Source organism: Hyphobacterium sp., assembly GCF_043584775.1.
Taxonomy (GTDB): Bacteria; Pseudomonadota; Alphaproteobacteria; order Caulobacterales; family Maricaulaceae; genus Hyphobacterium.
Window position 1 is genome coordinate 1,739,047 of record NZ_CP121327.1, and the last position, 21,169, is coordinate 1,760,215.

The window sequence follows — 21,169 nt, forward strand, 5'->3', positions numbered from 1 at the left end:
ACAGGAAGGAATTGCCCACCTTGGACGTTCTCGACTTCACCCGATACATCGCCGCGCTGGCCGTTGTGCTGGGCCTGTTGGGCTTGCTCGCCCTGGGCGCGCGGCAAGGCTGGCTGGCCAGTTTCATCGTCGGCCTGTCACGCGGTCAGGTTCCCGGTGTCAAACGGGAGCGCCGCATGAAGGTGATCGAGTCGCTCGTGCTCGATCCCCGCCGCCGCATCGTCATCATCGAAATTGACGGCAAGGAGCAGGCCGTCCTGCTGGGCGCATCCGGCGAAACCCTCCTGCCCCATGATGAAAGGCCGACGCCATGAGTTTCAAGCGCTGGGCGGGACTGCTCGCTTTGGTCGGCGGATTTTTGCTTATCACGGGCAGTGTCTGGGCCGCCGCGCCGGGCGGGCCCGGCATATCCCTGGATCTGGGCGATGAAGGCACGCTGACCGAGCGTGTGCTGCAATTGATGGCGCTGCTGACCGTCTTGTCGCTGGCCCCGTCCATCGTGATCATGACGACGTCATTTGTCAGGATTGTCGTGGTCCTGTCTCTATTGCGAACCGCGGTCGGCCTTCAGCAGAGCCCTCCGAATGCGGTTTTGATCTCGCTGGCGATTTTCCTGACCGGCTTCATCATGGCGCCCGTGTTCAGCGAATCCTACGAGCAGGGGATACGTCCCCTGCTGGACGGCGAGATAGAGCTGACAGAGGCCTTTGATCAATCCAGCGCGCCGGTAAAGACCTTCATGCTGGCGCACACGCGCGAAGATGATCTGGGCCTCTTCATCGGATTTATGGAAGGCGACCTTCCCGCCAGCGCCGAAGAGACACCGTTTCACGTCGTCGCGCCTGCCTTCATGATCTCGGAGTTAAGGCGGGCCTTTGAAATCGGCTTCCTGCTATTCATCCCGTTTCTGATCATTGACCTAGTGGTGGCTTCCATCCTGATGTCGATGGGCATGATGATGCTGCCGCCCATCGTGATCTCCCTGCCGTTCAAGCTGATCTTCTTTGTGCTTGTGGACGGTTGGCGGCTGGTCGCCGGCAGCCTGGTGCAGAGTTTTGCGACGGTCACTCCCCCCGGCTAGGCGGGGTCGTTGTCTTCCGAGAACCGATCACGGAAGCGGCCCATAAAGGCATCCAGCGTATCCACGCCGGCAATCTGGCGCGCCAGATCACCAATGCGGACATCGCCGCTGACCGCCGTATCGCTGGTCAGGACATCAAACGCTTCCGCCTGATCGGTGACGGCCATTTGCGCCCCGTATCGCGTCGTCAGGCGATCGATCGAGGCCCGGTCTTCAGCCAGATTGTAGGCGATGGCTGCGCGCAAGACATCAGCCTGCTCGTCAATGGTCAGCGGGTCGGGATTGCTCCAGCGATTGGCGAGTGCAGCTTCAATGCGGCGGCCCGCATCCGGCCAGTTTCGTTGAGCCCAAGCGATATCGGCGCGCAAGCGCCGGGCTTCCTCGCTTGTATCGCGCTCGATCAATTCCAGTGCGTGCTCATGACGGCCCAGCTCGGACAGAGCGCGAGCCTCCAAAATACGGCGCTCGCCTACCAGTTCCGATGGCAGTCCGGCAATGCGGGTAGAGCGGATCACGGTCAAGGCCTCGGCCGGGCGGTGATCCATCAGGTAAATAACCGCCAGATCCGTGCCGACGCGGGCCCGTGCTGCCGGTTCGCGCAGGCGTTCATTGACCTGGTGCGCCAGCAATTGGGCGGCCGGCTCCAGCAAATCAAACGCCACGAGGCGGTCAGCCAGACGCCGGATCATTCGGTCGCCATTAGCGCCGATCGGCGTCATGTAGGAATGCTCATAGAAGAGCGCGACGGCCTCAATAGGGTCCATTCGATCCGCTGCGCCCTCAAGAAAGAGGTCATTGAAAATGCGGCTCATTTCCTGGCCTGTACGGCGGGCCGCGCGGGTCTCCGGGAATTGAGCGCGCGCATTCTGCATCAATTCCAGACCTTCGCTGTATTGCCCCTCACGGATATACAACTGAGCCAGCAGATTCATGGTCTCGAGTTCTGTTGTATCCCCCCGCCAGCGCAAGCGAAGCATTTCCAGACCTTCAACAGCTTCAGCCGCAGATATCAGATCATTTTCAATGCGTATCTTGTAGAGCTCGAGCTGAGCCAGCGCCTGAATTTCCGGAAAGCGCGATGTCGACAATGTGTCGAGACGCCCCAGCGCCATCGCCGTATTGCCAGACGCTGCTGCAAGCCGGGCTTCCAGCAAAGCGGCCCGCGCAGCCATTTCCGGCCCCGGATTGTCTCCATCCAGCTGCCGCAGCAATTCAGTTGCTGCAGCAAAATCATTCAGCTCCAGCGCCGTCTCCGCATGGGTGATCCGGAAACGCGCGCGCCATTCAGGGGCATAATCGAACAGCACCTCCCGTGACGCCGCAAAACGGCGGCTGGCTTCTTCCCATTCCTCCCGCTCCGCCGCGATAAGCGCCTGCCAGGGTGCCGCGCCGGGGTCGTTGCGAATTTCCGGCGCATTGAATGCGAGGCGTGCATCTTCAACGCGGCCCATCATCAGGCTGGCGACGCCAACAAGCGCCAAAGCGTGAGCATTGCCCTGCATGGCGGGATCACGGTCAATGGCGACATCAATAACGCCGAGTGTTTCCGCAGCAAGACCATTGGCGAGCATATACCGCGCCAGCGTGATGCGATCAGATGTCGTCCCGCGCGCCGCCTGTCCATAGAGTTCGGTATAGGTTGGCCAGAACCGGCCCTCCCGCTGCCAACGCTCAAAATCCATGAATGAGGGTGAATCAAGGCTGCGGCGCCCTGACGCCAGAATGCTGTCGGAGGTTGGTGACAATGCCAGCCCTTCCGGGCGCGCAAACACAACGACTTCGCCCTGACGTGTCATGACGACATCATCCGCCGTCACTTCCATCGCCGCGCCCTGGCTGGAGGGCAAAAGCGCCATACCGACAAAATCGCGGCGCGAGGGCGCCCCCTGGATTTGCCCGCTTGCGGTAATGACAGCCAGGGAATCGCCGACCGTTGGATCATCGACCCACAGCGTTTGCGCCAACCCGTCCAGCTCCACCAATATGCGCGCGGAGGCTCCGCGTCTCGCATCGCGCTCGACCGAGATCGGGCGCGGCGGAGACTCGATCCGCTCGGCCAAGACCACGCGCCAGACCGGACCCTCAGAGAATACGGCTGCCTGCGTGGATTCCGGCACCACGATCCGGGCGGCAGTGAACCCCTGCCCCTGTACGGTTGTGAACCCGATGACGTGGCCGCGGGATCCGTGCGCCATCTCCTCGAGGTTCAATTCGGCTTGGGCATCAAATACGATCCAGACGGCAGAGCCGCGGCGAAACACGGCGGCTCCAACGGGGGCTGCCCATTCGAAAATTGCCGTCAGTTCGCCATCGGCTTCGCTGACCTCGGCCTGCACAATGCCGCTGGCAGGCACCGGGTCGGTGCGCACTGCGGGCACGTAGTTCAACTGATCTTCGTCGACCTCCGGCACAAGGACCGGTTGACCGGGCTCAATTTCATCGTCGTCCAACGCGGCTGCGGCCATGTTCTCTGGCTCAGTCGCTGCATCATCTTCCGATGCGCTTTCGCCGCCTGAATTCTGTGCGTCTGCCAGCGCCGTCAAGGCCGCCAGCACGTCTGTCGGATTGCTGACACCATCAGCGAGCAGATCGATCACAATCCGCTCCCCCTCATCCCAGATACGCGCACTCGCGCCGTCGTCGAGGGTGAGCACCAATTGAAAGTCGGTCTCGCCGCGTTCACCGGAAATGTCTTGCAATAGCCGCGGCTCGGCCGTTCTGAGCTCGACCAGATCCATTATCGCAGGCTGGGAAAACGTCACGGTTGCGATATTGCCGTCTTGCTCCAGCTCATAGCTGACAACTTCCGGCCAGACGAATTCGATCCGGGTGTATTCGGCGGCTTGTCCGAATGAGACCGCGACATCCAACGCTTCCGGTGGTGGGGGTGGTGGCGGTGCTGCGGCAGCGGCAGCAGCCGCATCAATCTCCGCCTGCTCACGCGGCGATATGATCCGCGGCAAGGGTGAAGCACCAGCCGGCACCAGATCAATGGCGATCAGATTGTAAGACGATGATATCTGCGGCGTGACGGCTTCATTCCGCAAGGCAAGCCGCAGCGCGCTTCCGTCCGGATCAATGCGCGCCAACGCCACAATATCTCCGAGACGGGACGTAATGTCACTTGCGCTGCCCTCGATCGCATCTGTCAGACGGACGACCAGCACCTGGCCGCCCAGAATTTCGGCTTCGGCATCGGGCCGCTCATCGGCATACGCTTCCGGATAGGTCAGCAAAATGCGTGAGACACCATTGGTGCGTTCTGCTGAGAATGTGACCGGCTCGGCCGCATAGGCCGAGGCGCAGACCGCTATCCCGATCAGGCAGGAAAGAAGGCTAGCCCTCAGTGCCAATCCGCGCCTCCAACTCAGCGGCGGTCTCAGGCACCTCGCGGCGCGCCGCGATCAACGCCGTCAAGACCGCAGCATCCCGCACATCCATTTCGCCCATGATTTCGCCTGCCTTGCGGGCTGCCATACGCGTCACAATCTGAACCTGAGTCTGGGGATCGAGCGCTGCCAAACGTTCGGCTGCCGCATCCACTTCCATATTGTTGTATATGGAGACCAGCCGCACGATTTCGGCTTCTTCTTCCTCATCCAGCGTGCCCAGAAGCGTCTCGATATCATCACGCAGCGTACGCAATTCGGTAATCCGTTCGTCGATGCGGATTTCTGCCGCTTCCAGCAATTGCTCGCGCGTATCGAGCTCGCGAGCGCGGCCATCCAGTTCATTGCGGCGTTCGCTGAGGGATGTCAGCACGTCGCGCTGGGACGGGCTGAGCCCCACGCGAGAAGCAAATAGTGCCGATTGATCGGCAGATGGCTGGGCCGGCGTGCATGTTTGCTCGCCGATCGAATTATCTGGCAAAGGCGAAACGGCCTCATTGGTGTCGTCTCTGACCTCTTCAGGCGTTGTGTCGGCCGCATCATCAGACAGGTTCCATGCTGCCAAAGCGTCCGCCGCACCCACGCCCACTTCAAGCGCTTTCAAAACAAACAATCCGCCCGCAAGGACGGCCGCTGTGGCAAGGAGACGAACCGGGCGCATGACTAGCGAACATCCTTCAGGTCAGAATAGATGGTTTTGCGGCCGCCCTCGGGGAAATGCTCGGCTATGGTTTTGCGGCGTGGCCGCGCGGCGATATCATCGGCCTGGCGGTCACCGGCCTCGACCAGGAGGCGAAGCTCGTCGGACAGGCCCTGAGCCTTGCGCACATTCTGTTCGAGCGTTTCTCCGCTCTCGCGGGCGGCGCGCTGAAGGCTGGCCAGACTCGCCCGGGCGCGTTCGGAGGCTTCATCGAGAGCGATAATGGAGGCCCGGATGCCATCCTGCCCGGAACGCAAGGCCCGCAGGCGTGCATCCACGCGCCACAACATCACGGCGGCGATCAGAACGAGAAGGGCGACGGCACCTTCAAAGACGAGCGTGGCAAGGGTCATGCTTTTCTCAACAATGCTTTTTTGGCGCGGGATGTCAGAGGCGCATCTAGGCGGACCGCGACGTTGTAGCCGAGCCGCCCCATGCGGCCGCGCGTGAGCGGAACGTTTCCGCATTTCAGTTCAATGGCGCTGTCAGACGAGGCATCGAGAAAGAAGGTGTCCCCCACCTTCATGTCCATGACCTTGCCCAACGGCATGCGGATTTCGTCCAGCACCGCTGAAACTTCCATCTGCGTGGACCAGAGCTCGGTCGCAAGGTGGCTTTCCCAGATATTGTCGCGGCCAAACTTCTCGCCCATGAATTGCTGGAGCAACATTTTCCGGATGGGCTCCAACGTGGCGTAAGGCAAAAGCAGCTCGATCCGCCCACCCCGGTCTTCCATATCGACACGCAGTTTCACAAGGATGGCGGCATTGGCCGGGCGCGCAATCGCGGCAAAACGCGGATTGGTCTCGATCCGTTCCAGAGCGAAATCGACTTCGGTCAGAGGCTCAAATGCCGATTTGGCATCCTGAAGCACCACTTCGATCATACGCTGGACAAGGGTGCGCTCGATCGTCGTGTAGGGCCGCCCTTCAATCCGCATTGCGGAATTGCCACGGCGGCCGCCGAGCAGCACGTCGACGATGGAATAGATCAGGTTGGAATCAACCGTGAGCAGGCCGTAATTGTCGAGCTGTTTTGCCCGGAAGACGGACAAAATGGCCGGAAGCGGAATTGAATTGAGATAGTCGCCAAAGCGCATGGACGAGATATTGTCGAGGCTGACCTCGACATTGTCCGATGTGAAGTTTCGCAGGCTGGTCGTCATCAACCGGACAAGGCGGTCGAAAACAATTTCCAGCATGGGCAGGCGTTCATACGACACCAACGCGGAATTGATGATGGCGCGAATACCGGATTTATCGCCATCCTCGTCATCCGACATCGAGAAGCCGAGCAGGCTGTCGATTTCGTCCTGATTGAGAATGCGTTCCGGCGCAGCGCCAGCCTGGCCCTCATGACCGTCTTCGCCGACCATTGACTGCCATTCTTCGGAGAGATCATCTCCGGAGGCAGCCTCGGCGTCTTCCGCTTCGGGCGCTTCTTTTTCTGCGGCATCAGCCATGGACAATCCTAAACGATCAGAACGTTTGTGATGAGCACAGCGGAAACGCGCTCCTCGCCCAGCACGAGTTCGGCACGCCTCAACAATTCCATACGAATGCGCTGGTAGCCGGCGCTCCCGGACAAATCATCGGGCCGCAACTCACGCAAAAAGCCCATGTACAGGTCTACGAGACGACGACCATCTGCGGTCAGCGTCTCTCCGTCTTCCTCGACCAGGCTTTCCAGAAGGTGCTCATCCGGCGTCTCGAAGCTGAGCTGGAGCGTCAGAAGCGAATTGCGCCCGTTCGCATCCGTTATAGAGACAATCAGATCCGGCAGTGTTGCGACCGCAAGGTCAGCGCCAGAACCGCCTCCGTGACCGTCTCCGCCGCCATGACCATCCGTCACCTCACCATGCTCGCCGGCCTCGGCCACCTGGTGCTCATCATCGCCCCCGCCTGAGAGCAGCAGGAAAGCGGCCGTACCGCCGAGCACAAGAATGAGAACCGGCAGGCCGATAAACAGCGCCAGCTTCATTATGCCCGGCTTCTTCTTGCCGCCTTCAGCTTCTTCGCCGTCGACGCCGTCTTCGATCTCTTCGTTTTCGTCCGCCATTTTCCCGGCTCCGATTCTTGGAATCACCTGACGATTAAGGCCCGGTCCGGTTAACGAGGCGTTTGCAATTACGCCTTGCCCGGCAATTCCTGCCGGTTGCTGGGCCGCAATCTGCCGGGAATGCGAGCCCCACTGGCTCCGTCTTATCATTAAGTCACTGAAATATTTCATAATTAACTATGGCACGCCGTCTGCAATGCGTTTGGCAAGCACTGCGGAAGACAGTGCTGAAACATATCGATCCAGAACGGACGGAACGCGCCATGGACAATGCTCTGATGATAGGGCTTTCGCGACAGCTTACGCTGCGTCGCGAAATGGATATCACCGCGAACAATATCGCGAATGCCAACACGCCCGGATTTCACGTCGAAAACCTTCTGCTCCGGAGCGAAGCGGCACCGACAGCCACGTCGCAAGACGGGCCGGATAATCTTCAATATGTCGACGCCTGGGGCGTCGGCCGGGATTTTCGCGAAGGGACGCTGGAATTCACCGGCCGCCCCTTCGATGTCGCGCTGGAAGGCGATGGCTTCTTTCAGGTCGAGACCGCTAACGGCGATGCGCTTTACACGCGCGATGGCCGTTTCCGCATCGACAATAATGGCCAGCTGGCCGCGTCCGATGGCGCGCTAGTGCTGGATGATCTGGGTCTGCCCATAGCGGTCGATCCCGCCCAGGGCACTGTCATGATTTCGGAAGACGGCGCGCTCGTTCAGAACAATGCAGAAATCGCGCGGCTGGGTGTCTACCGCTTTGAAAACCTGGGCGCGCTGGAAAAGACCGGGTCCGGACGCTACGCCGCGAGCGAAGAGGCTCCGGCCGATATCGCCGTCGAATTCCAGATCCGCCAGGGCTATGTCGAAAGCTCGAATGTCCAGCCCATTCTCGAGCTGACCCGCATGATCGAGACCATGCGGGCCTACGAATCCGTTTCACGTTTCATCTCGCAAGGCGAGGAATTGAGCCGGAAGGCGATCGAACGCCTCGGCCGCGTCTAAGGGGAGTATCACCATGCGCTCACTCACCACCGCCGCAACGGGCATGCAGGCCCAGCAGATGAATGTCGAGGTCATCTCGAACAACATCGCCAACATGAACACCACCGCTTTCCAGCGGCAGCGGGCCGAATTCCAAGACCTGATCTATCAGAATGTCGAGCGGATGGGGGCCTCCTCTTCCGATGCGGGCACCATCGTGCCGACCGGCGTTCAGGTCGGGCTCGGTGTACAGGCCGCCTCGGTTTACCGGATCACCGAACAGGGCAGTCTGAACCAGACCGGCAATCGCTATGACCTGGCCATTAATGGCCGCGGCTATTTCCGGATCCAGCTGCCTTCTGGCGAGGATGCCTATACCCGCGCCGGCAATTTCGCCATCAGCCCCGATGGACAGCTGGTCACGACGGACGGTTATACGGTCGCCCCGGGCATCGCCATTCCGCAGGGAACGCGGGATGTGGCGATCAACCAGCAGGGACAGGTGCAGGCCATCATCGATGGCGACCCGACCCCGCAGATTGTCGGCCAGCTGGAATTGTCAAACTTCTTCAACGAGGCAGGACTTGAAGCCCGCGGGGATAATCTCTTCACCGAGACAGCCGCGTCCGGTGCCGCCACCAGCGGCACGCCGGGTTCGACCGGGTTTGGCGTGGTCCGGCAGGGCTTTGTTGAATCCTCGAACGTCAATGCGGTCTCCGAAATCACCGCTCTCATCCAGGCCCAGCGGGCCTACGAGATGAATGCGCGGGTGATCTCGGCGTCTGACGAGATGCTGGCCGCCAGCTCCAACCTTCGCTGAGGACTGAGCCATGAAACGTATTCTGCTCGCCCTCGCCTTCATCTTCGCCCCGCCACCGCAAATCATCGGTGCCGCCCTTGCCGACGACGCGGTCATGCTGCGCACCGATATCCGCGTGGAGGGCGATGTTATCACCCTGGGCGATCTCTTCGGCGTCACCGGAGACGCCGCTGAGGTGGTGATTGCCCGCGCACCGGAACCGGGACGCCGCACCTCGCTGGACCCGGATTATGTGCGTCAGGAAGCGCGCGAGCACGGCCTCACCTGGGCCAATGCCAACCGCTTGCGCCGGGTGACGATCGAACGCGCCAGCCGGATGATCGATGCCGATCTGGTCGCCGAGATGATTTCCGCCGAGCTGAACATGCGCGACGGGTATGAATACGAGATCCAGCTGACCGGCGTGGGCAATATCCACATGCCGACCGATGCGGGCGGCCTGCCGGATATCACCCAGCTGGACTTTTCCAACCGCACCGGCGTGTTCCAGGCCGAGCTGATCGCCTATGACGGCGCGACGCCGATCCGCCTGTCGGGCCGCGCCTATGCGACCATGGATGTGCCGGTTCTGGCGCGGGCGGTTCCGGCCGGGCAGGTCATTGATCACGCCGATATCGACTGGATGCCGGTGCGCGCCGACCGGGTGCGCGCCGATGCGCTGATGGATCCGGACCACATGGTCGGACAGGAAGCCCGCCGGGCCCTTCGTCCCGGAGAGCCGCTGCGCGCATACGACCTGCAGGCTCCGGTCGTGGTGGCGCGCGGTGATATCGTGAATCTGGTCTTCACCGTTCCGGGATTGACGCTGACCGCGCGGGCGCGGGCGCTGGAAGATGCCGGCTCGGATGAAATTGCCCGCTTCGTGAACCTGCAGTCCAACCGCACGATTGACGCAATGGTGGAAGGCCCGGGCCGCGCCCGCGTTGTCACCGCCGGACCGTCCTGACCAAAACTGGAGTCTCCGACTATTTTCGGCGTTTTGTCTCCTACTACTAGTACTACGACTGCCAAGACGCCCAAGACCAAGAAAATGAATAAAATCAACAGCCCTGGGAAAACTGCCATGATCCGCAAACTCCTTGTCTTCGCCGCCGCCTCCAGTCTCGCGGCCTGTGCCACGGCCGATCGCCTGTCGGAAGTCGGCTCTACGCCGCAATTGTCGCCGATTGAAAACCCGGCGCTCTATGCCACCGGCCCGAGCACGAATACGGCGCAGAACACCCAGTATAACGCCCCCTCGCCCTATGGCGGACAAGGCGCCCAATACGGCCAGCCGCAGCAGGGCGCGCAAGGCGCACAGACCGGCGCCTATCCGCCGCCGCCCGCCTCGCAATACGGCAATAACTATGCGTCCAATGCCGGGGCTATTCCGGCGAATTATGATGTCTCGCCCACCAACTCCTTGTGGACGCCGGGCCGCCAGACCTTCTTCGGCGATCCGCGCGCGGCCTCTCCGGGCGATATCCTGACGGTGAATATCAATATCGCCGACAGTGCGAATGTGCAGAACTCGACCAACCGGTCGCGCTCGGCTTCGGAAGACAGCGACCTCACCAATTTCCTCGGCGGCGAAGCGGCGCTCTCGCAATTCTTCAATGATGCGGTCGATCCCACCTCGCTGGCCAGTTTCGGCTCCTCCGGCTCGCATGCCGGTACGGGCGCCGTCACGCGGCAGGAGACGATCAACCTCTCCATTGCGGCGGTCGTGACGGGGCGGATGCCGAACGGCAATCTCGCCATTTCCGGGCGGCAGGAAGTGCGCATCAATAACGAGATCCGCGAGCTCCTCGTCTCCGGCGTAGTGCGCCCGCAGGACATCGCCTCGGACAATACGATCCGCCATACCCAGATTGCCGAAGCCCGCATTTCATACGGCGGCCGCGGCCATATTTCCGACGTCCAGCGCCCGCGCATGGGCCAGGAAGTCTTCGACATTCTCTGGCCCTTCTAGGGCCGGAGCCCGTTCCACCACCCAGTGGCGCACCTTGGCCCCTGTTGCTCCGGCAGCAGGGGTTATTTTTGTCTGGGGCTATGTTGGCGGCTTTTTGGCGTTCGTTTCCCCTCCCCTTGATGGCTGAGGGTCAAAGAAAGCTCCGGTGGAGCTTTCGACATCCGAAGGGTGGTCCGAAGGACCGGGTGGGGTGAAGATGACAAGCATTGCGCTGGATTACCCCCCACCCCTACCCCTCCCCACAAAGGGGGAGGGGAAAGTGTTGGCGAGCCTTGTGGTTGCTGGAATTCGCAAATCTTGTGGTCAGCGGATGAGCACCCTTCCCCTCCCCTTGATGGGGAGGGTCGCAGGTCCGTCAGGATCGGCGGGGTGGGGTGATGTGCTTTGCCACCCCCGCAAGCAGGGTAGGACATCCGCTCCCCCACCTCATGGAGAGGTGCTGCCCCAGGCAGCCTCGAACCACGAACACGCCCTCCGCGATTGAAGTGGGTTGTATTTCTTCACCGGGGCGGACGGTTTTGAGGGTGAGGGTCATGGTAGCTCCAAGCCAGAAGCGTGGCATTTACATTGCGCCAGAATTTATGATTTCACTAGTCCAAGCATATCCGTTACTTTCAAATAAGTTCATCTTAAAATTTATGGAGGCGTTCCGAATGGATCGTGTCGAATATCAATCACTTGTGATCCAAGACATACTGAATTTCCATGATTCAGGCGAACTGAACATCAGTCCGTGGTATCAACGACGTTCGGTTTGGACGTCACCTCAAAAGTCCTATCTGATCAATACTTTATTTGAACAAAAACCCATTCCAGCACTCTACATCAGGCATTCAATCGATCTTGAGAGTGAGAAAAGCGTCAAAGAGGTCGTTGATGGTCAGCAGCGCACCCGCACCATTCTCGAATTTCTCAAAAATGAATTTTCCGCGCGGCACCCCAAATACGAAAAGCGTATCAAGTTCAATGAACTCAAGCCGGCTGATCGTCAGAAGTTTCTCCTCACTTCATTACCAGTAGGATATCTTCTCGGCGCCGACGATGCTGACGTAATTGATATATTTGGTCGAATAAATTCAGTTTCCAAAACTCTGAATGCACAGGAAAAACGCAATGCTTCATACAGCGGCGAGTTTAAGCAATTTTGTCTCGCTCAATCATCAAGTCGTGTTAATTTTTGGCGAAATTACGGAATTTTCACTGCGAACGATATTGCACGAATGAATGAAGTGCAATTCGTTTCGGACCTTGCTCTAAATTTCATGAAAGGGCTAAGCGATTTTTCGCCAACTCGATTAAATAATATATATGCAGAATTTGACGAGGAATTCCCGGTTCGTGATGAAATTATCGCGAGGTTCGACAACTGTTTCGATTTAATTGGCTCTTTGAAAGAGACTCTTATCAAAGACACGATTTTCAAAAGACAACCATTATTCTTTAGCCTGGCCGTCGCAATCGATAGACTGCAACCAAATAAATCCGTTGCCGTTGAAAGGGCAATTATCGAAGCGGATAACCGATTTAATGCTGAGGAAAATCAATCCGAAAGCGACCTTGATTTTATAAGAGCATCGACTTCATCAACCCAGCGCATCGCGCAAAGGCGAGTGAGGGATGAGTATCTCGGAAATCTGATCGCCGGCTAGGTCCATGCCGCCACCGTCGCTTGCGATCACCACGGAAAAGTTCCGCAAAGACGTTGCGCGCCTTCAGGCTGTGCGGAAGGGCGCATCAACACTTTCCGGCATTCATCAACACATGATCGCTGAACTACTAATGCTTCAACTGCATTTTACGTTCGAACATTGTATCAGCGAGATTGCGACGAAAATTGCTGCAGGAGCCACTTACGTTAATGGTACTGCTCCGGTGACCTTGGTGAGGAGTAGAAGCATGCTGGAGGCCACCGAGAACTTTCATAGCCACGCTCGACGCCAACGACGTCGTTACCTCAAGTGGACCACAGCGTCATTTATCAAGGAAACCTGCAAGCACGTATTGGATGAGTCCGACCGCTTCCTAATACAAATTGATAAGAATTCGCAGCTTATCAGCGACGTAAACGATGTTCGGAATCACATCGCGCATAAAGCTAGCTCCACCAGGCAGCGTTTTAAAGATGTCGTTCGTCGAACGTATGGCTACAATCGAAATGTAACCCCGTCTCAGTTCCTCATTTCGCCCGCTGGCGTAACGACGCCAAATCTGGACACTTACATACAAGCATCAAAGATTGCCATTTCTGATATTAGTTCAGGCAAATAGACAACCAACCTACCCCTAATCGTCCCGATGCACGCGCTCGGAGCGCTCATGGCGTTCCTGGGCTTCGAGCGAGAGGGTCGCGACCGGGCGGGCATCGAGGCGTTTCAGGCTGATGGGTTCGCCGGTTTCCTCGCAATAGCCATACGTGCCGTCTTCGATTCGGCGCAGGGCGGAATCGATCTTGGAGATCAGCTTGCGCTGGCGGTCACGGGCGCGCAGTTCCAGAGAGCGGTCGGTTTCCGTCGAGGCGCGATCGGCAATGTCGGGCATGGCGCCGATATCTTCCTGGAGCGCATCCAGCGTAGTCTTGCTCTCGCGGATGATCTCATCCTTCCACGCATTCAGCTTGCGGCGGAAATACTCCACCTGACGCTCATTCATGAAAGGTTCTTTCGGGGACGGCACGTAATTGGCCGGCAATTCGATTTCAGAGACCGAGGCGGTTTTTGTCTTCGCCATAACGCTTACTCCGATAGATATTTCGCCCCTCGACAGGCGCGGCGCAATCTACTCACGAGGCCTTCCAAGTCAACGCAGGAGTGCTGTTGCGGCGGGGGAAATTGCCGTCACAATTTCGTGTTAAAAGCGAAGCGTAATCCGCAGCTTAGCGTTCGAGCTTGGCGAGCTCGACAGCGGCGCGGGTTTCCACCTCGTCCAGCATGGCTTCCAGGCGGTTGTCATTGGTCGATTCGCGGCGCGATTGCAGGACGTCCATCAGGGCGACCAGCTTGGCGCGCGGAATGCCGCCTTCCAGCAGCGAGAGTTTGAGATCATCCAGCACGTCCAGCATGGTGAAGGCGCGCTCTGTCGCGCGCTTCTTCGCACCAGGGAAATCGCCGACCGATTGCAGCGCCAGAATGGCATCGACCGAGGTCAGCGCCGAGGCGCCGCTGGTGGCGGCCACGCCCGCAGATCCGCCGGACGGCACTTCTACGGAGAAGCCTTCCCCGCCCGCGCCGGAGCGGCGCTTCGAAGACGAAACGGCGGAAGCGGAATTGGGTCCGGTTACCTTCATGGATCGACTTACCTCAATCGTGTCACTGATGACGTCAGCAGACTCTCCTGCTTCGGCTTAACAAGCTTTTAAGGCTGTGAGGGCGCACGGCAATTTCTGCCGGGAGCGGCAAAATGCCCCCTGCCCGGCCCACGCGACGATCTATTTTAGAGCGTCTTTTCAATGCGATAGCGCGCGGGAGAACTGGCACGAAATTCGCACCGTCACGGGCAGGAAAAACAAGGGGAGAACCCCGCACATGCGCCGCGCCAGTTTTATCTTCGCCCTCTTCACCTTCGTGATCGGTTGTCTGGTGCTGACGGCACCGGCCCACGCCAATTCCCGCATCAAGGATATTGCCGACGTCGAAGGCGTCCGCGACAACCAGCTGGTCGGCTATGGCCTGGTGGTCGGTCTCGATGGCACGGGCGACAGCCTGCGCAATGCCGCCTTCACCCGGCAATCCCTCTCCGCCATGCTGGAGCGCTTCGACGTCAATACACGCGATGCGACGCTGAACACGCGCAATACCGCCGCCGTCATCGTCACCGCGCATCTGCCGCCCTTTGGCACGCAGGGCACGCGGGTCGATATCACCGTCTCCGCCATCGGCGATGCCAGCAGTTTGCAAGGCGGCACGCTGATCGCGACGCCGCTGATTGGCGCCGATGGTCAGGTCTATGCCGTGGGTCAGGGACAGCTCGCCGTCGGCGGTTTTGCCGCCCAGGGCGATGGCGCCGCCGTCACCCGCGGTGTGCCGACCGCCGGACGCATCGCCAATGGCGCGCTGATCGAGCGGGAGATGCAATTTGACCTCGCCGGACGCTCGGCCATTCGCCTTGCCCTGCGCAATCCGGATTTCACCACGGCGCGCCGTACGGCCGTTGCCATCAACAATTATCTCGGCACGGAAGCGGCCCGCGCCTCCGACCCCGCCACGGTCGTTCTGACCCGCCCGGACTTCTTTGAAGGCGATATGGTCGCCCTCCTCGCCGAGGTGGAGTTGTTGCGCGTCGAGCCGGATCTGCCCGCCCGCGTCATCATCGATGAAGCCACCGGCACCATTGTGATGGGCGAGAATGTGCGCGTCTCCACCGTGGCGATTGCACAGGGCAATCTGACCATCTCCGTCACCGAAAGCCCGGTTGCCAGCCAGCCCGCCCCCTTCTCCGATGGCGAGACGGTTGTCCTGCCGCGCACCAATGTCTCGGTCGAGGAAGATATGAGCCAGCTGGGCGTGCTCGATGATGGCGTGTCGCTCTCCGACCTTGTCGATGGCCTCAACGCGCTGGGCGTCTCCCCGCGCGACATGATCGCCATTCTGCAGGCGATTGCCGCTTCCGGCGCGCTGCAGGCCGAGATCGAGGTGCTCTGATCATGGACAATCTCCTCTCTCCCGACATGCAATTGTCGCAAGCGCTCTCCGGGGCGTCGTCCGGCCGCGAGCCGACGCTGCGCCGTGTCGAGAACGAGGCCGAAGCCCGGCAGGTTGCCGAAGACTTTGAAGCCTTCTTCCTGGCGCAGATGGTGGAAGCCATGTTCAAGGGCGTGGGCGAGAATAATGAATTCACCGGCGGGGCCGGCGAGAGCGCCTTTGCGGGCCTCCTGCACGAGGAATATGCCCGCGTCATGGCGGGAACCGGCGGGCTGGGCCTGTCGGACAACCTCACCCAGGAAATTTTGCGCTATCAGGAGTCCGGATCATGAGCCTTCTGGCCGCCAATTCGCCCGCCGAACGCGCCGAGGCGCTGATCCTTCTGACCTCTCGTCTGACCGATCTGATCGAGCAGGAAACCGCGCTGTTCGAGGCGCGGCGTCCTCTGGAGACGCAGTCCTTTCAGGATGAAAAGTCCAAGCTGGCGACCATCTATCGCCGCGAGATCGCCGCGGTGAAACAGGAACCGGATCGCCTCGAAGGCGCACCGGAGGCGGTGAAGCGGCAGCTGAAGGACGTCACCACCCGCTTTACCACGGCACTGGAAGCCAATGGCCGCGCCGTCGATGCGCTGCGGGTTTTAACCGAAGGCATTGTCCGCGCCGTCGCCGATGAAGCGGCACGCCTGAAGGATCAGGATGCGGGCTATGGTCCCGGCTATGGCCGCACGTCAGGCTCTGCCCCGGCGATAGCGGTGAATCAGCGGGCCTAGCCCCCTCACCCTGACCACTCATCGCTGCGCGAATTCGTGCTCTTCCCTCTCCCTTGAGGGAGAGGGAGAGAATACGAGCCTCGTCGAGGCGAGTATTCGAGGGTGAGGGGGAATGGGTTCCGGGTTCATGCCTTCGGCCTGCCCCGGAATGACGGGAATAAAAGCCGATAAAACCTAGAAAAAGCCACCACCCGCAGGTGCGCCCGCCTGCAGCCGGGCGAGGCCTGCGGAATAGTTGGAAATCTGCGCGGTGAGATAGGCGGGGACCGGGCCATTGCGATTGCCTTTGCCCTCGCCATTGAGCAGGTCTTTGAGCGCTTGCGGCGTGGTCAGGTCGCGATAGGCACGCTGCACGATATTCATGGCATCTTCCAGCGCCTTGGCGGCGACTTTCGCGCGCTCCTTGTTGGCGAGGGAGAAATCGCCGGAGAGCTCCAGCGCGAAGACTTTCGGCGCGGCCGACGTCTTGTCGCGATCCAGGAAGCTTTCCTTGCCCGTCACGGCGCCCGGTTTGAGGCCGAGCCCGGCCAGCGCATCGCGGCCTTCCGAACCGGCAAAGAGCTCGATCGTCACGCCCGGCTTCGGTGTGATGCGCAGCGTATCGCCGGCCTTGGTGCGGCCGACATCGCCGGAACCATCGAGCACCAGCGCGGCATTGATCTTGAAAGTCAGCGAGCGCATGGAATCGTCGGCGTCGATGGTGATTTTCTTGCGCCGTCCGCCATCGACGGAGAGATAGAAGAAATCGCCTTCGCGCACCGAGGTCCGGTCGGTGACAACGCGCGTATCGGCATAGGCGAGCGTGCCGGACGGCAGGCCGAGATCATCGAGAATGCTGTCGCCATTGGGATCAATCGCGATGCCGGTGGCCGCCGACACCCCGCCGCGCCCGGAGATCTGGGTGGCGAAATCAGTCGCGCCGGTTGTCGCATCAATGGAGGCGGCAAAGGCATTGCGCGTGCCGTTCTGTGTGGCCCCGGATAGCTCGCCCGTCGTCTTGCCGGCGATATAGATTTTGCCGCCGGAGACCTGGATGGAGGCGGCGCTGTCATCGGCGTCGGAGCCGACAAACTGCGTCCATTGCGTTGTGGGTGATGCGCCATCGGTCAGCTTGACGACGACGGCATCGCGGCCGCCGGAATGGGCGCTCAGGGGTGCGCTCGGCGCAAAGCCCGCACCCGCCGATCCGGCAAAGTAGATATCATCGCCGTCGACGGTCAGGCCGCCAATCGCGCCATCTTCCAGATCGCCGAGATCGACTTCCCAGAGGACGGCAGACGCCCCGTCCGCACTGTCATATTTGCGCAGTATGGCGCGGCCATCCTCGTTTGACGCCACCAGCAAACCGCCATCAGAGGCGATGGCGACGGCCTCGGCGCGCTCATCCCCGGAGGCACCGATGCGGCGCGTGAAATCGAGTGTGCCATCGGCATTGAAGGCGCGGACATAGCCATCATTGGCGCCGCCCTGATGCCCGGCACCGCCAAAGGCGGTCGCGGCGCGTCCGGCGACAAAGATGCGGCCATCATCGGTAACGGTCACGGCGGACGGGCTGTCATTGCCGGTGCCGCCAAAGCGTTGCAGCCAGTCTTCGACGCCTGCGGCGCTGAATTTCGCAACGAAACTGTCCGTGCCGCCGACATTGGTGGTGTCGCCCAGCGCGCCCTTGACCGAGCCGGCAACGATGATGTCGCCATTGGCATCGACGGCGAGGCTCGCGCCCGCGGCTTCATCGGCCGCGCCCAGCGTGCGGGTCCAGACGGTCTTTCCGGTGGAATCGATCTTCTGCAGGACCAGATCGCTCTCGCCCTTCACAACGCGGCCCTCGATATCGGCGCTGGTCTTGCCCAGCACATAGAGCGCGCCATCCTGGCCCAGCGCGGTGGCGGAAATTTCCAGCGGATTGGCTTCGGTCGTGGTCTTTTCCTTGCCGTCATCATCGACGGTGGCGATCTCGTCCGCGCCGGCTTCCAGGCGGCGGGAAAATTCCGATGTCGGCGTGCCGGAGGCAATATCTGTCAGCTTCACGACCTGTCCGGCGGCGGTGTCGCCCAGGCCGGAATTACCCGCCATGTAAATGGCCGGGCTGGCGCTGGCGGCGGAGAAGGTCAGGACTTCGGTCGAGGCGCCGGAAATCTTGAAGCCGAAATTATTGCCCGGAATGACGCCGTTCTCGTCCTTCTCGCCGATCTTCACCCGTTCAAAGCGCGAGATCATGCCCGCGGCTTCCAGCTCGGAATTGATGTGCGCGGCGATATTGTCGAGATTGCGCACGGTCGCGCCCATATCGGCCAGATCGATATTGATATCGGTCGTCACGCCGGATTTTCTCACCGAGACGGTAAATTGCGCATTGCCTGTCAGGCTGGCGACCTCGGCATCGAAATCGCCGGAATGGATCGTGCCGGTGGTATATTCCGACAGGCCGCGTTTGACCGCGACGCTGGATTCCGCCTTGGACAATTCCTCGCCCTTCAGGACGTTGACGCCCTGCAGGTCGATGTCCTGGAAGAAACTGTCGAGCTGGCCCAGCCCTTCATTGAAGCGGCGGTCCAGAAAGCTGCGGCGGCTGTCGATCGTGGTCTTGTCGGCGGCCTCATTGGCCAGCGCATAAAGGCGGCGCAGCCCCTGATGCATGGCAAAGAGGGATTTGATATCGGTCGAGGCATCGGTGCCGGAAAACTCCGACAGTTTGGAATCAAAGAATGTCCCGCTGGCCAGAACCTTGCGGCTGACCTCGTCGAGCCCGGTGATCTCGCCGCGCACATCCCAGGGCGGCAAGACGCCCGCCCCCTGACGCGCCGCCGGGTTGGCTTCGCCCGCACTCACGCCCGATGCGCGCGGTGTCAGAGCCGCCAACCGCGAAGCGGTCTTGGCCTGATACCACCCGGTCAGGGCAGAGAAATCAAAGGGCGAAATGTTCAACGCAGGGCGCTCCGGTCTCATTGACCTTCAAATGTGCGCTCAATGCATTGGGATTTCGTTTATTTTCTTGGTGAATGGGGCGCTCATCTCTCAAAAAAAATGCGCGCAAGAATAACTCAAGCCGGTTTGTGCCGGTATGAAAGAAAAGCGGCCTCAAAGAGGCTAAACAAACGTTTCGGGGCTATATTTATATCGTCGGCAATCGCCAAAATCTCATCGATGTAGGCGTAAGAAAATCTTGGATCTTTTTGATAGGCGAGTCCAAACAACCCTGCCATTGCGTTTATGATTTTGCATTCAGTTCCATCGCTATCGCGCAATCTCATCAATTCTTGGAAAAATTGTACTCGGCCAGCTTCGTCCAAACTGTCATTGATGTTCAGCAATTCGTCATAGTATTTTGAAAAAAGATTATCATGAGATTTTTCAAATAGATCAGATATTTTCATTATTACGAAGGCGCCAAACTTATTGTCTCCCAATAGTTTGTGCTCTTCTACAAATCGGAAAATTTCTTCTTCGGTCATTTTCAATCAACCTTGCCGTCAGTTTCCGGATATGGCTGTGACCCAGCCCCCTGAATTCCGGCCACGGGATGGTAGAGTCCATCGAGAAGAGGATGGACGATGCGCAAGAGCCGTTATTCGGAAGAACAGATTATCGGGATGCTCCGCGAGCACGAAGCGGGTGTCACGACGAAGGAGCTATGCCGCAAGTACGGCATCTCGGACGCGACCTTTTACAAGTACAAGGCCAAGTTCGGCGGCATGACGGTGTCGGATGCTCAGCGTCTACGGACGCTGGAAGCAGAGAATGCCAAGCTGAAGCGGTTACTGGCCGAGCAGATGCTGGACAATGCGGCGCTGAAGGATCTCGCCTCAAAAAACTTCTAACGCCCGATGTGAAGCGGCGGGCCGCGCGTCACCTGGTGGAGGCGCACGGGCTGAGCGAGCGTCGGGCGTGCCGGTTGGTCCGGCTGGACCGCTCGACCTTCCAGTATCGCAAGCGCGATGCGGGCGATGAGCGTCTACGTGAGCGGTTGCGCGACCTGGCTGGCGAACGTCGCCGCTTCGGCTATCGCCGTCTGGGCATTCTTCTGGCCCGGGAGGGGCTGAATGCGAACCACAAGAAGCTTTACCGTATCTACCGCGAGGAAGGTCTGGCGGTACGCCGACGCCGGGGCCGCAAGCGGGCCACGGGAACGCGCCGTCCCATGCTGCTGCCGAGCGGCGCCAACCAGCGCTGGAGCCTGGACTTCGTGGCGGATGCGCTTACCGACGGGCGTCGCTTCCGCACCCTGTGCGTGGTGGACGACTTCACCCGTGAAGCACTGGCGATCACGGTCGACACCTCGCTCTCGGGCGTGCGCGTGGGCCGGGAACTGGACCGGATCATCGCCCGGCGCGGCAAGCCGGCCATGATCGTCTCGGACAATGGCACGGAGCTGACAAGCCACGCCATCCTACGCTGGCAGAAAGAGCGCGGTGTCGAATGGCATTACATCGCCCCGGGAAAGCCCCAGCAGAATGGCTTCGTGGAGAGCTTCAATGGCCGCCTGCGGGACGAGTGCCTGAACGAGCACCTGTTCTCGTCACTCTCCGAAGCGCGAACCCTGATCGAGGCTTGGCGGATCGACTACAATACCTGCCGGCCCCACACCTCGCTGGGAGGGCTGGCCCCGGTCATCTACGCCCAGCAAACCCGCAAACACCGGCCCGGTTCGCCTGAGCTACGCATGGGCTCCGCTCACCGGGCCTTGAACCTTGAACCAAAACCAGAAAGAAAGGCGAACAGACTCTACTAACGATCAGCCCGGATCAGGGGGCTGGGTCAATCTGAGCCGTCCAGATCAAACG

General features: G+C 60.2%; 21 protein-coding genes. 12 read left to right on the top strand and 9 right to left on the bottom strand.

Annotated elements, in window-relative coordinates:
* The first annotated feature begins 20 nt into the window (after window positions 1-20).
* On the top strand, window positions 21-314 hold the full coding sequence (locus tag P0D52_RS08660; RefSeq protein ID WP_187167030.1) for a flagellar biosynthetic protein FliO: 294 nt from the start codon (window positions 21-23) through the stop codon (window positions 312-314).
* On the top strand, window positions 311-1,081 hold the full coding sequence (gene fliP, locus P0D52_RS08665) for a flagellar type III secretion system pore protein FliP (RefSeq protein ID WP_394692262.1): 771 nt from the start codon (window positions 311-313) through the stop codon (window positions 1,079-1,081). Before P0D52_RS08660 ends, fliP begins: the two co-directional genes overlap by 4 nt.
* Here the strand turns inward: fliP and P0D52_RS08670 are convergent.
* Genes P0D52_RS08670 through P0D52_RS08690 form a run of 5 tightly spaced genes read right to left on the bottom strand, consistent with a single transcriptional unit; the run spans window position 1,078 to window position 7,228 of the window.
* A complete protein-coding gene (locus tag P0D52_RS08670) occupies window positions 1,078-4,434 on the bottom strand; it encodes a hypothetical protein (RefSeq protein WP_394692263.1) in 3,357 nt (1,118 codons plus the stop codon). The two genes, fliP and P0D52_RS08670, sit on opposite strands and share 4 nt — an antisense overlap.
* Complete coding sequence (locus tag P0D52_RS08675; protein ID WP_394692264.1) at window positions 4,418-5,131, bottom strand: MotE family protein; 714 nt, start codon at window positions 5,129-5,131, stop codon at window positions 4,418-4,420. The genes P0D52_RS08670 and P0D52_RS08675 overlap by 17 nt, the downstream gene beginning before the upstream one ends.
* A 2-nt stretch (window positions 5,132-5,133) precedes the next feature.
* On the bottom strand, window positions 5,134-5,523 hold the full coding sequence (locus P0D52_RS08680; RefSeq protein WP_394692265.1) for a DUF6468 domain-containing protein: 390 nt from the start codon (window positions 5,521-5,523) through the stop codon (window positions 5,134-5,136).
* Window positions 5,520-6,632 carry a flagellar motor switch protein FliM gene (gene fliM / locus P0D52_RS08685; RefSeq protein WP_394692266.1) on the bottom strand — a complete coding sequence of 371 codons (1,113 nt, stop codon included), beginning with the start codon at window positions 6,630-6,632 and terminating at the stop codon, window positions 5,520-5,522. Before fliM ends, P0D52_RS08680 begins: the two co-directional genes overlap by 4 nt.
* A gap of 8 nt (window positions 6,633-6,640) precedes the next feature.
* A complete protein-coding gene (locus P0D52_RS08690; RefSeq protein WP_394692267.1) occupies window positions 6,641-7,228 on the bottom strand; it encodes a flagellar basal body-associated FliL family protein in 588 nt (195 codons plus the stop codon).
* 263 nt (window positions 7,229-7,491) lie between these two features.
* On the opposite strand from P0D52_RS08690, the gene flgF reads away from it, so the two are divergent.
* The 6 genes from flgF (at window position 7,492) to P0D52_RS08720 (ending at window position 13,247) form a co-directional block, all read left to right on the top strand.
* Window positions 7,492-8,229: a flagellar basal-body rod protein FlgF gene (gene flgF / locus P0D52_RS08695; protein WP_394692268.1), complete on the top strand. Its 738-nt coding sequence runs from the start codon at window positions 7,492-7,494 to the stop codon at window positions 8,227-8,229.
* A gap of 13 nt (window positions 8,230-8,242) precedes the next feature.
* Entirely contained in the window at window positions 8,243-9,028 is a 786-nt protein-coding gene (gene flgG / locus P0D52_RS08700) for a flagellar basal-body rod protein FlgG (protein ID WP_394692269.1), read from the top strand.
* Between the two features lie 10 nt (window positions 9,029-9,038).
* Window positions 9,039-9,974 (top strand): flagellar basal body P-ring formation chaperone FlgA, encoded by a 936-nt coding sequence (flgA, locus tag P0D52_RS08705; RefSeq protein WP_394692270.1) that lies wholly within the window; start codon window positions 9,039-9,041, stop codon window positions 9,972-9,974.
* A gap of 117 nt (window positions 9,975-10,091) precedes the next feature.
* Window positions 10,092-10,979: a flagellar basal body L-ring protein FlgH gene (gene flgH / locus P0D52_RS08710; protein WP_394692271.1), complete on the top strand. Its 888-nt coding sequence runs from the start codon at window positions 10,092-10,094 to the stop codon at window positions 10,977-10,979.
* Window positions 10,980-11,512: 533 nt separating this feature from the next.
* The gene (locus P0D52_RS08715) at window positions 11,513-12,628 is read left to right on the top strand and encodes a DUF262 domain-containing protein (protein ID WP_394692272.1); all 1,116 of its coding nucleotides are present in this window, start codon (window positions 11,513-11,515) and stop codon (window positions 12,626-12,628) included.
* 4 nt (window positions 12,629-12,632) lie between these two features.
* Complete coding sequence (locus P0D52_RS08720; RefSeq protein WP_394692273.1) at window positions 12,633-13,247, top strand: hypothetical protein; 615 nt, start codon at window positions 12,633-12,635, stop codon at window positions 13,245-13,247.
* Window positions 13,248-13,262: 15 nt separating this feature from the next.
* Here the strand turns inward: P0D52_RS08720 and dksA are convergent, their stop codons facing one another.
* Both dksA and P0D52_RS08730 read right to left on the bottom strand, forming a co-directional pair.
* Entirely contained in the window at window positions 13,263-13,706 is a 444-nt protein-coding gene (gene dksA / locus P0D52_RS08725) for an RNA polymerase-binding protein DksA (protein WP_394692274.1), read from the bottom strand.
* A gap of 145 nt (window positions 13,707-13,851) precedes the next feature.
* Window positions 13,852-14,262 carry a flagellar assembly protein FliX gene (locus P0D52_RS08730; protein WP_394692275.1) on the bottom strand — a complete coding sequence of 137 codons (411 nt, stop codon included), beginning with the start codon at window positions 14,260-14,262 and terminating at the stop codon, window positions 13,852-13,854.
* 238 nt (window positions 14,263-14,500) lie between these two features.
* Here P0D52_RS08730 and P0D52_RS08735 point away from each other — a divergent pair, with 238 nt between their 5' ends.
* From P0D52_RS08735 to P0D52_RS08745, 3 genes are read left to right on the top strand one after another with little or no spacing between them, the layout of a single operon-like run.
* Window positions 14,501-15,616 carry a flagellar basal body P-ring protein FlgI gene (locus P0D52_RS08735; protein WP_394692276.1) on the top strand — a complete coding sequence of 372 codons (1,116 nt, stop codon included), beginning with the start codon at window positions 14,501-14,503 and terminating at the stop codon, window positions 15,614-15,616.
* 2 nt (window positions 15,617-15,618) lie between these two features.
* Window positions 15,619-15,948, top strand: a complete 330-nt coding sequence (locus P0D52_RS08740) for a rod-binding protein (RefSeq protein ID WP_394692277.1) — start codon at window positions 15,619-15,621, stop codon at window positions 15,946-15,948.
* Complete coding sequence (locus P0D52_RS08745) at window positions 15,945-16,388, top strand: flagellar basal-body protein FlbY (protein ID WP_394692278.1); 444 nt, start codon at window positions 15,945-15,947, stop codon at window positions 16,386-16,388. Before P0D52_RS08740 ends, P0D52_RS08745 begins: the two co-directional genes overlap by 4 nt.
* 174 nt (window positions 16,389-16,562) lie before the next feature.
* On the opposite strand, the gene P0D52_RS08750 is transcribed toward P0D52_RS08745, so the two are convergent.
* Both P0D52_RS08750 and P0D52_RS08755 read right to left on the bottom strand, forming a co-directional pair.
* Window positions 16,563-19,313, bottom strand: coding sequence for a hypothetical protein (locus P0D52_RS08750; RefSeq protein ID WP_394692279.1), 2,751 nt, complete (start codon window positions 19,311-19,313; stop codon window positions 16,563-16,565).
* A gap of 116 nt (window positions 19,314-19,429) precedes the next feature.
* Entirely contained in the window at window positions 19,430-19,840 is a 411-nt protein-coding gene (locus tag P0D52_RS08755; protein WP_394692280.1) for a hypothetical protein, read from the bottom strand.
* Between the two features lie 99 nt (window positions 19,841-19,939).
* On the opposite strand from P0D52_RS08755, the gene P0D52_RS08760 reads away from it, so the two are divergent.
* Window positions 19,940-21,117 (top strand): IS3 family transposase gene (locus P0D52_RS08760; RefSeq protein ID WP_394692203.1). Its coding sequence is split into 2 segments (ribosomal slippage): window positions 19,940-20,192 and window positions 20,192-21,117, totalling 1,179 coding nucleotides; the frame shifts between segments, so codons are not numbered across the junction.
* Window positions 21,118-21,169: the final 52 nt, after the last annotated feature.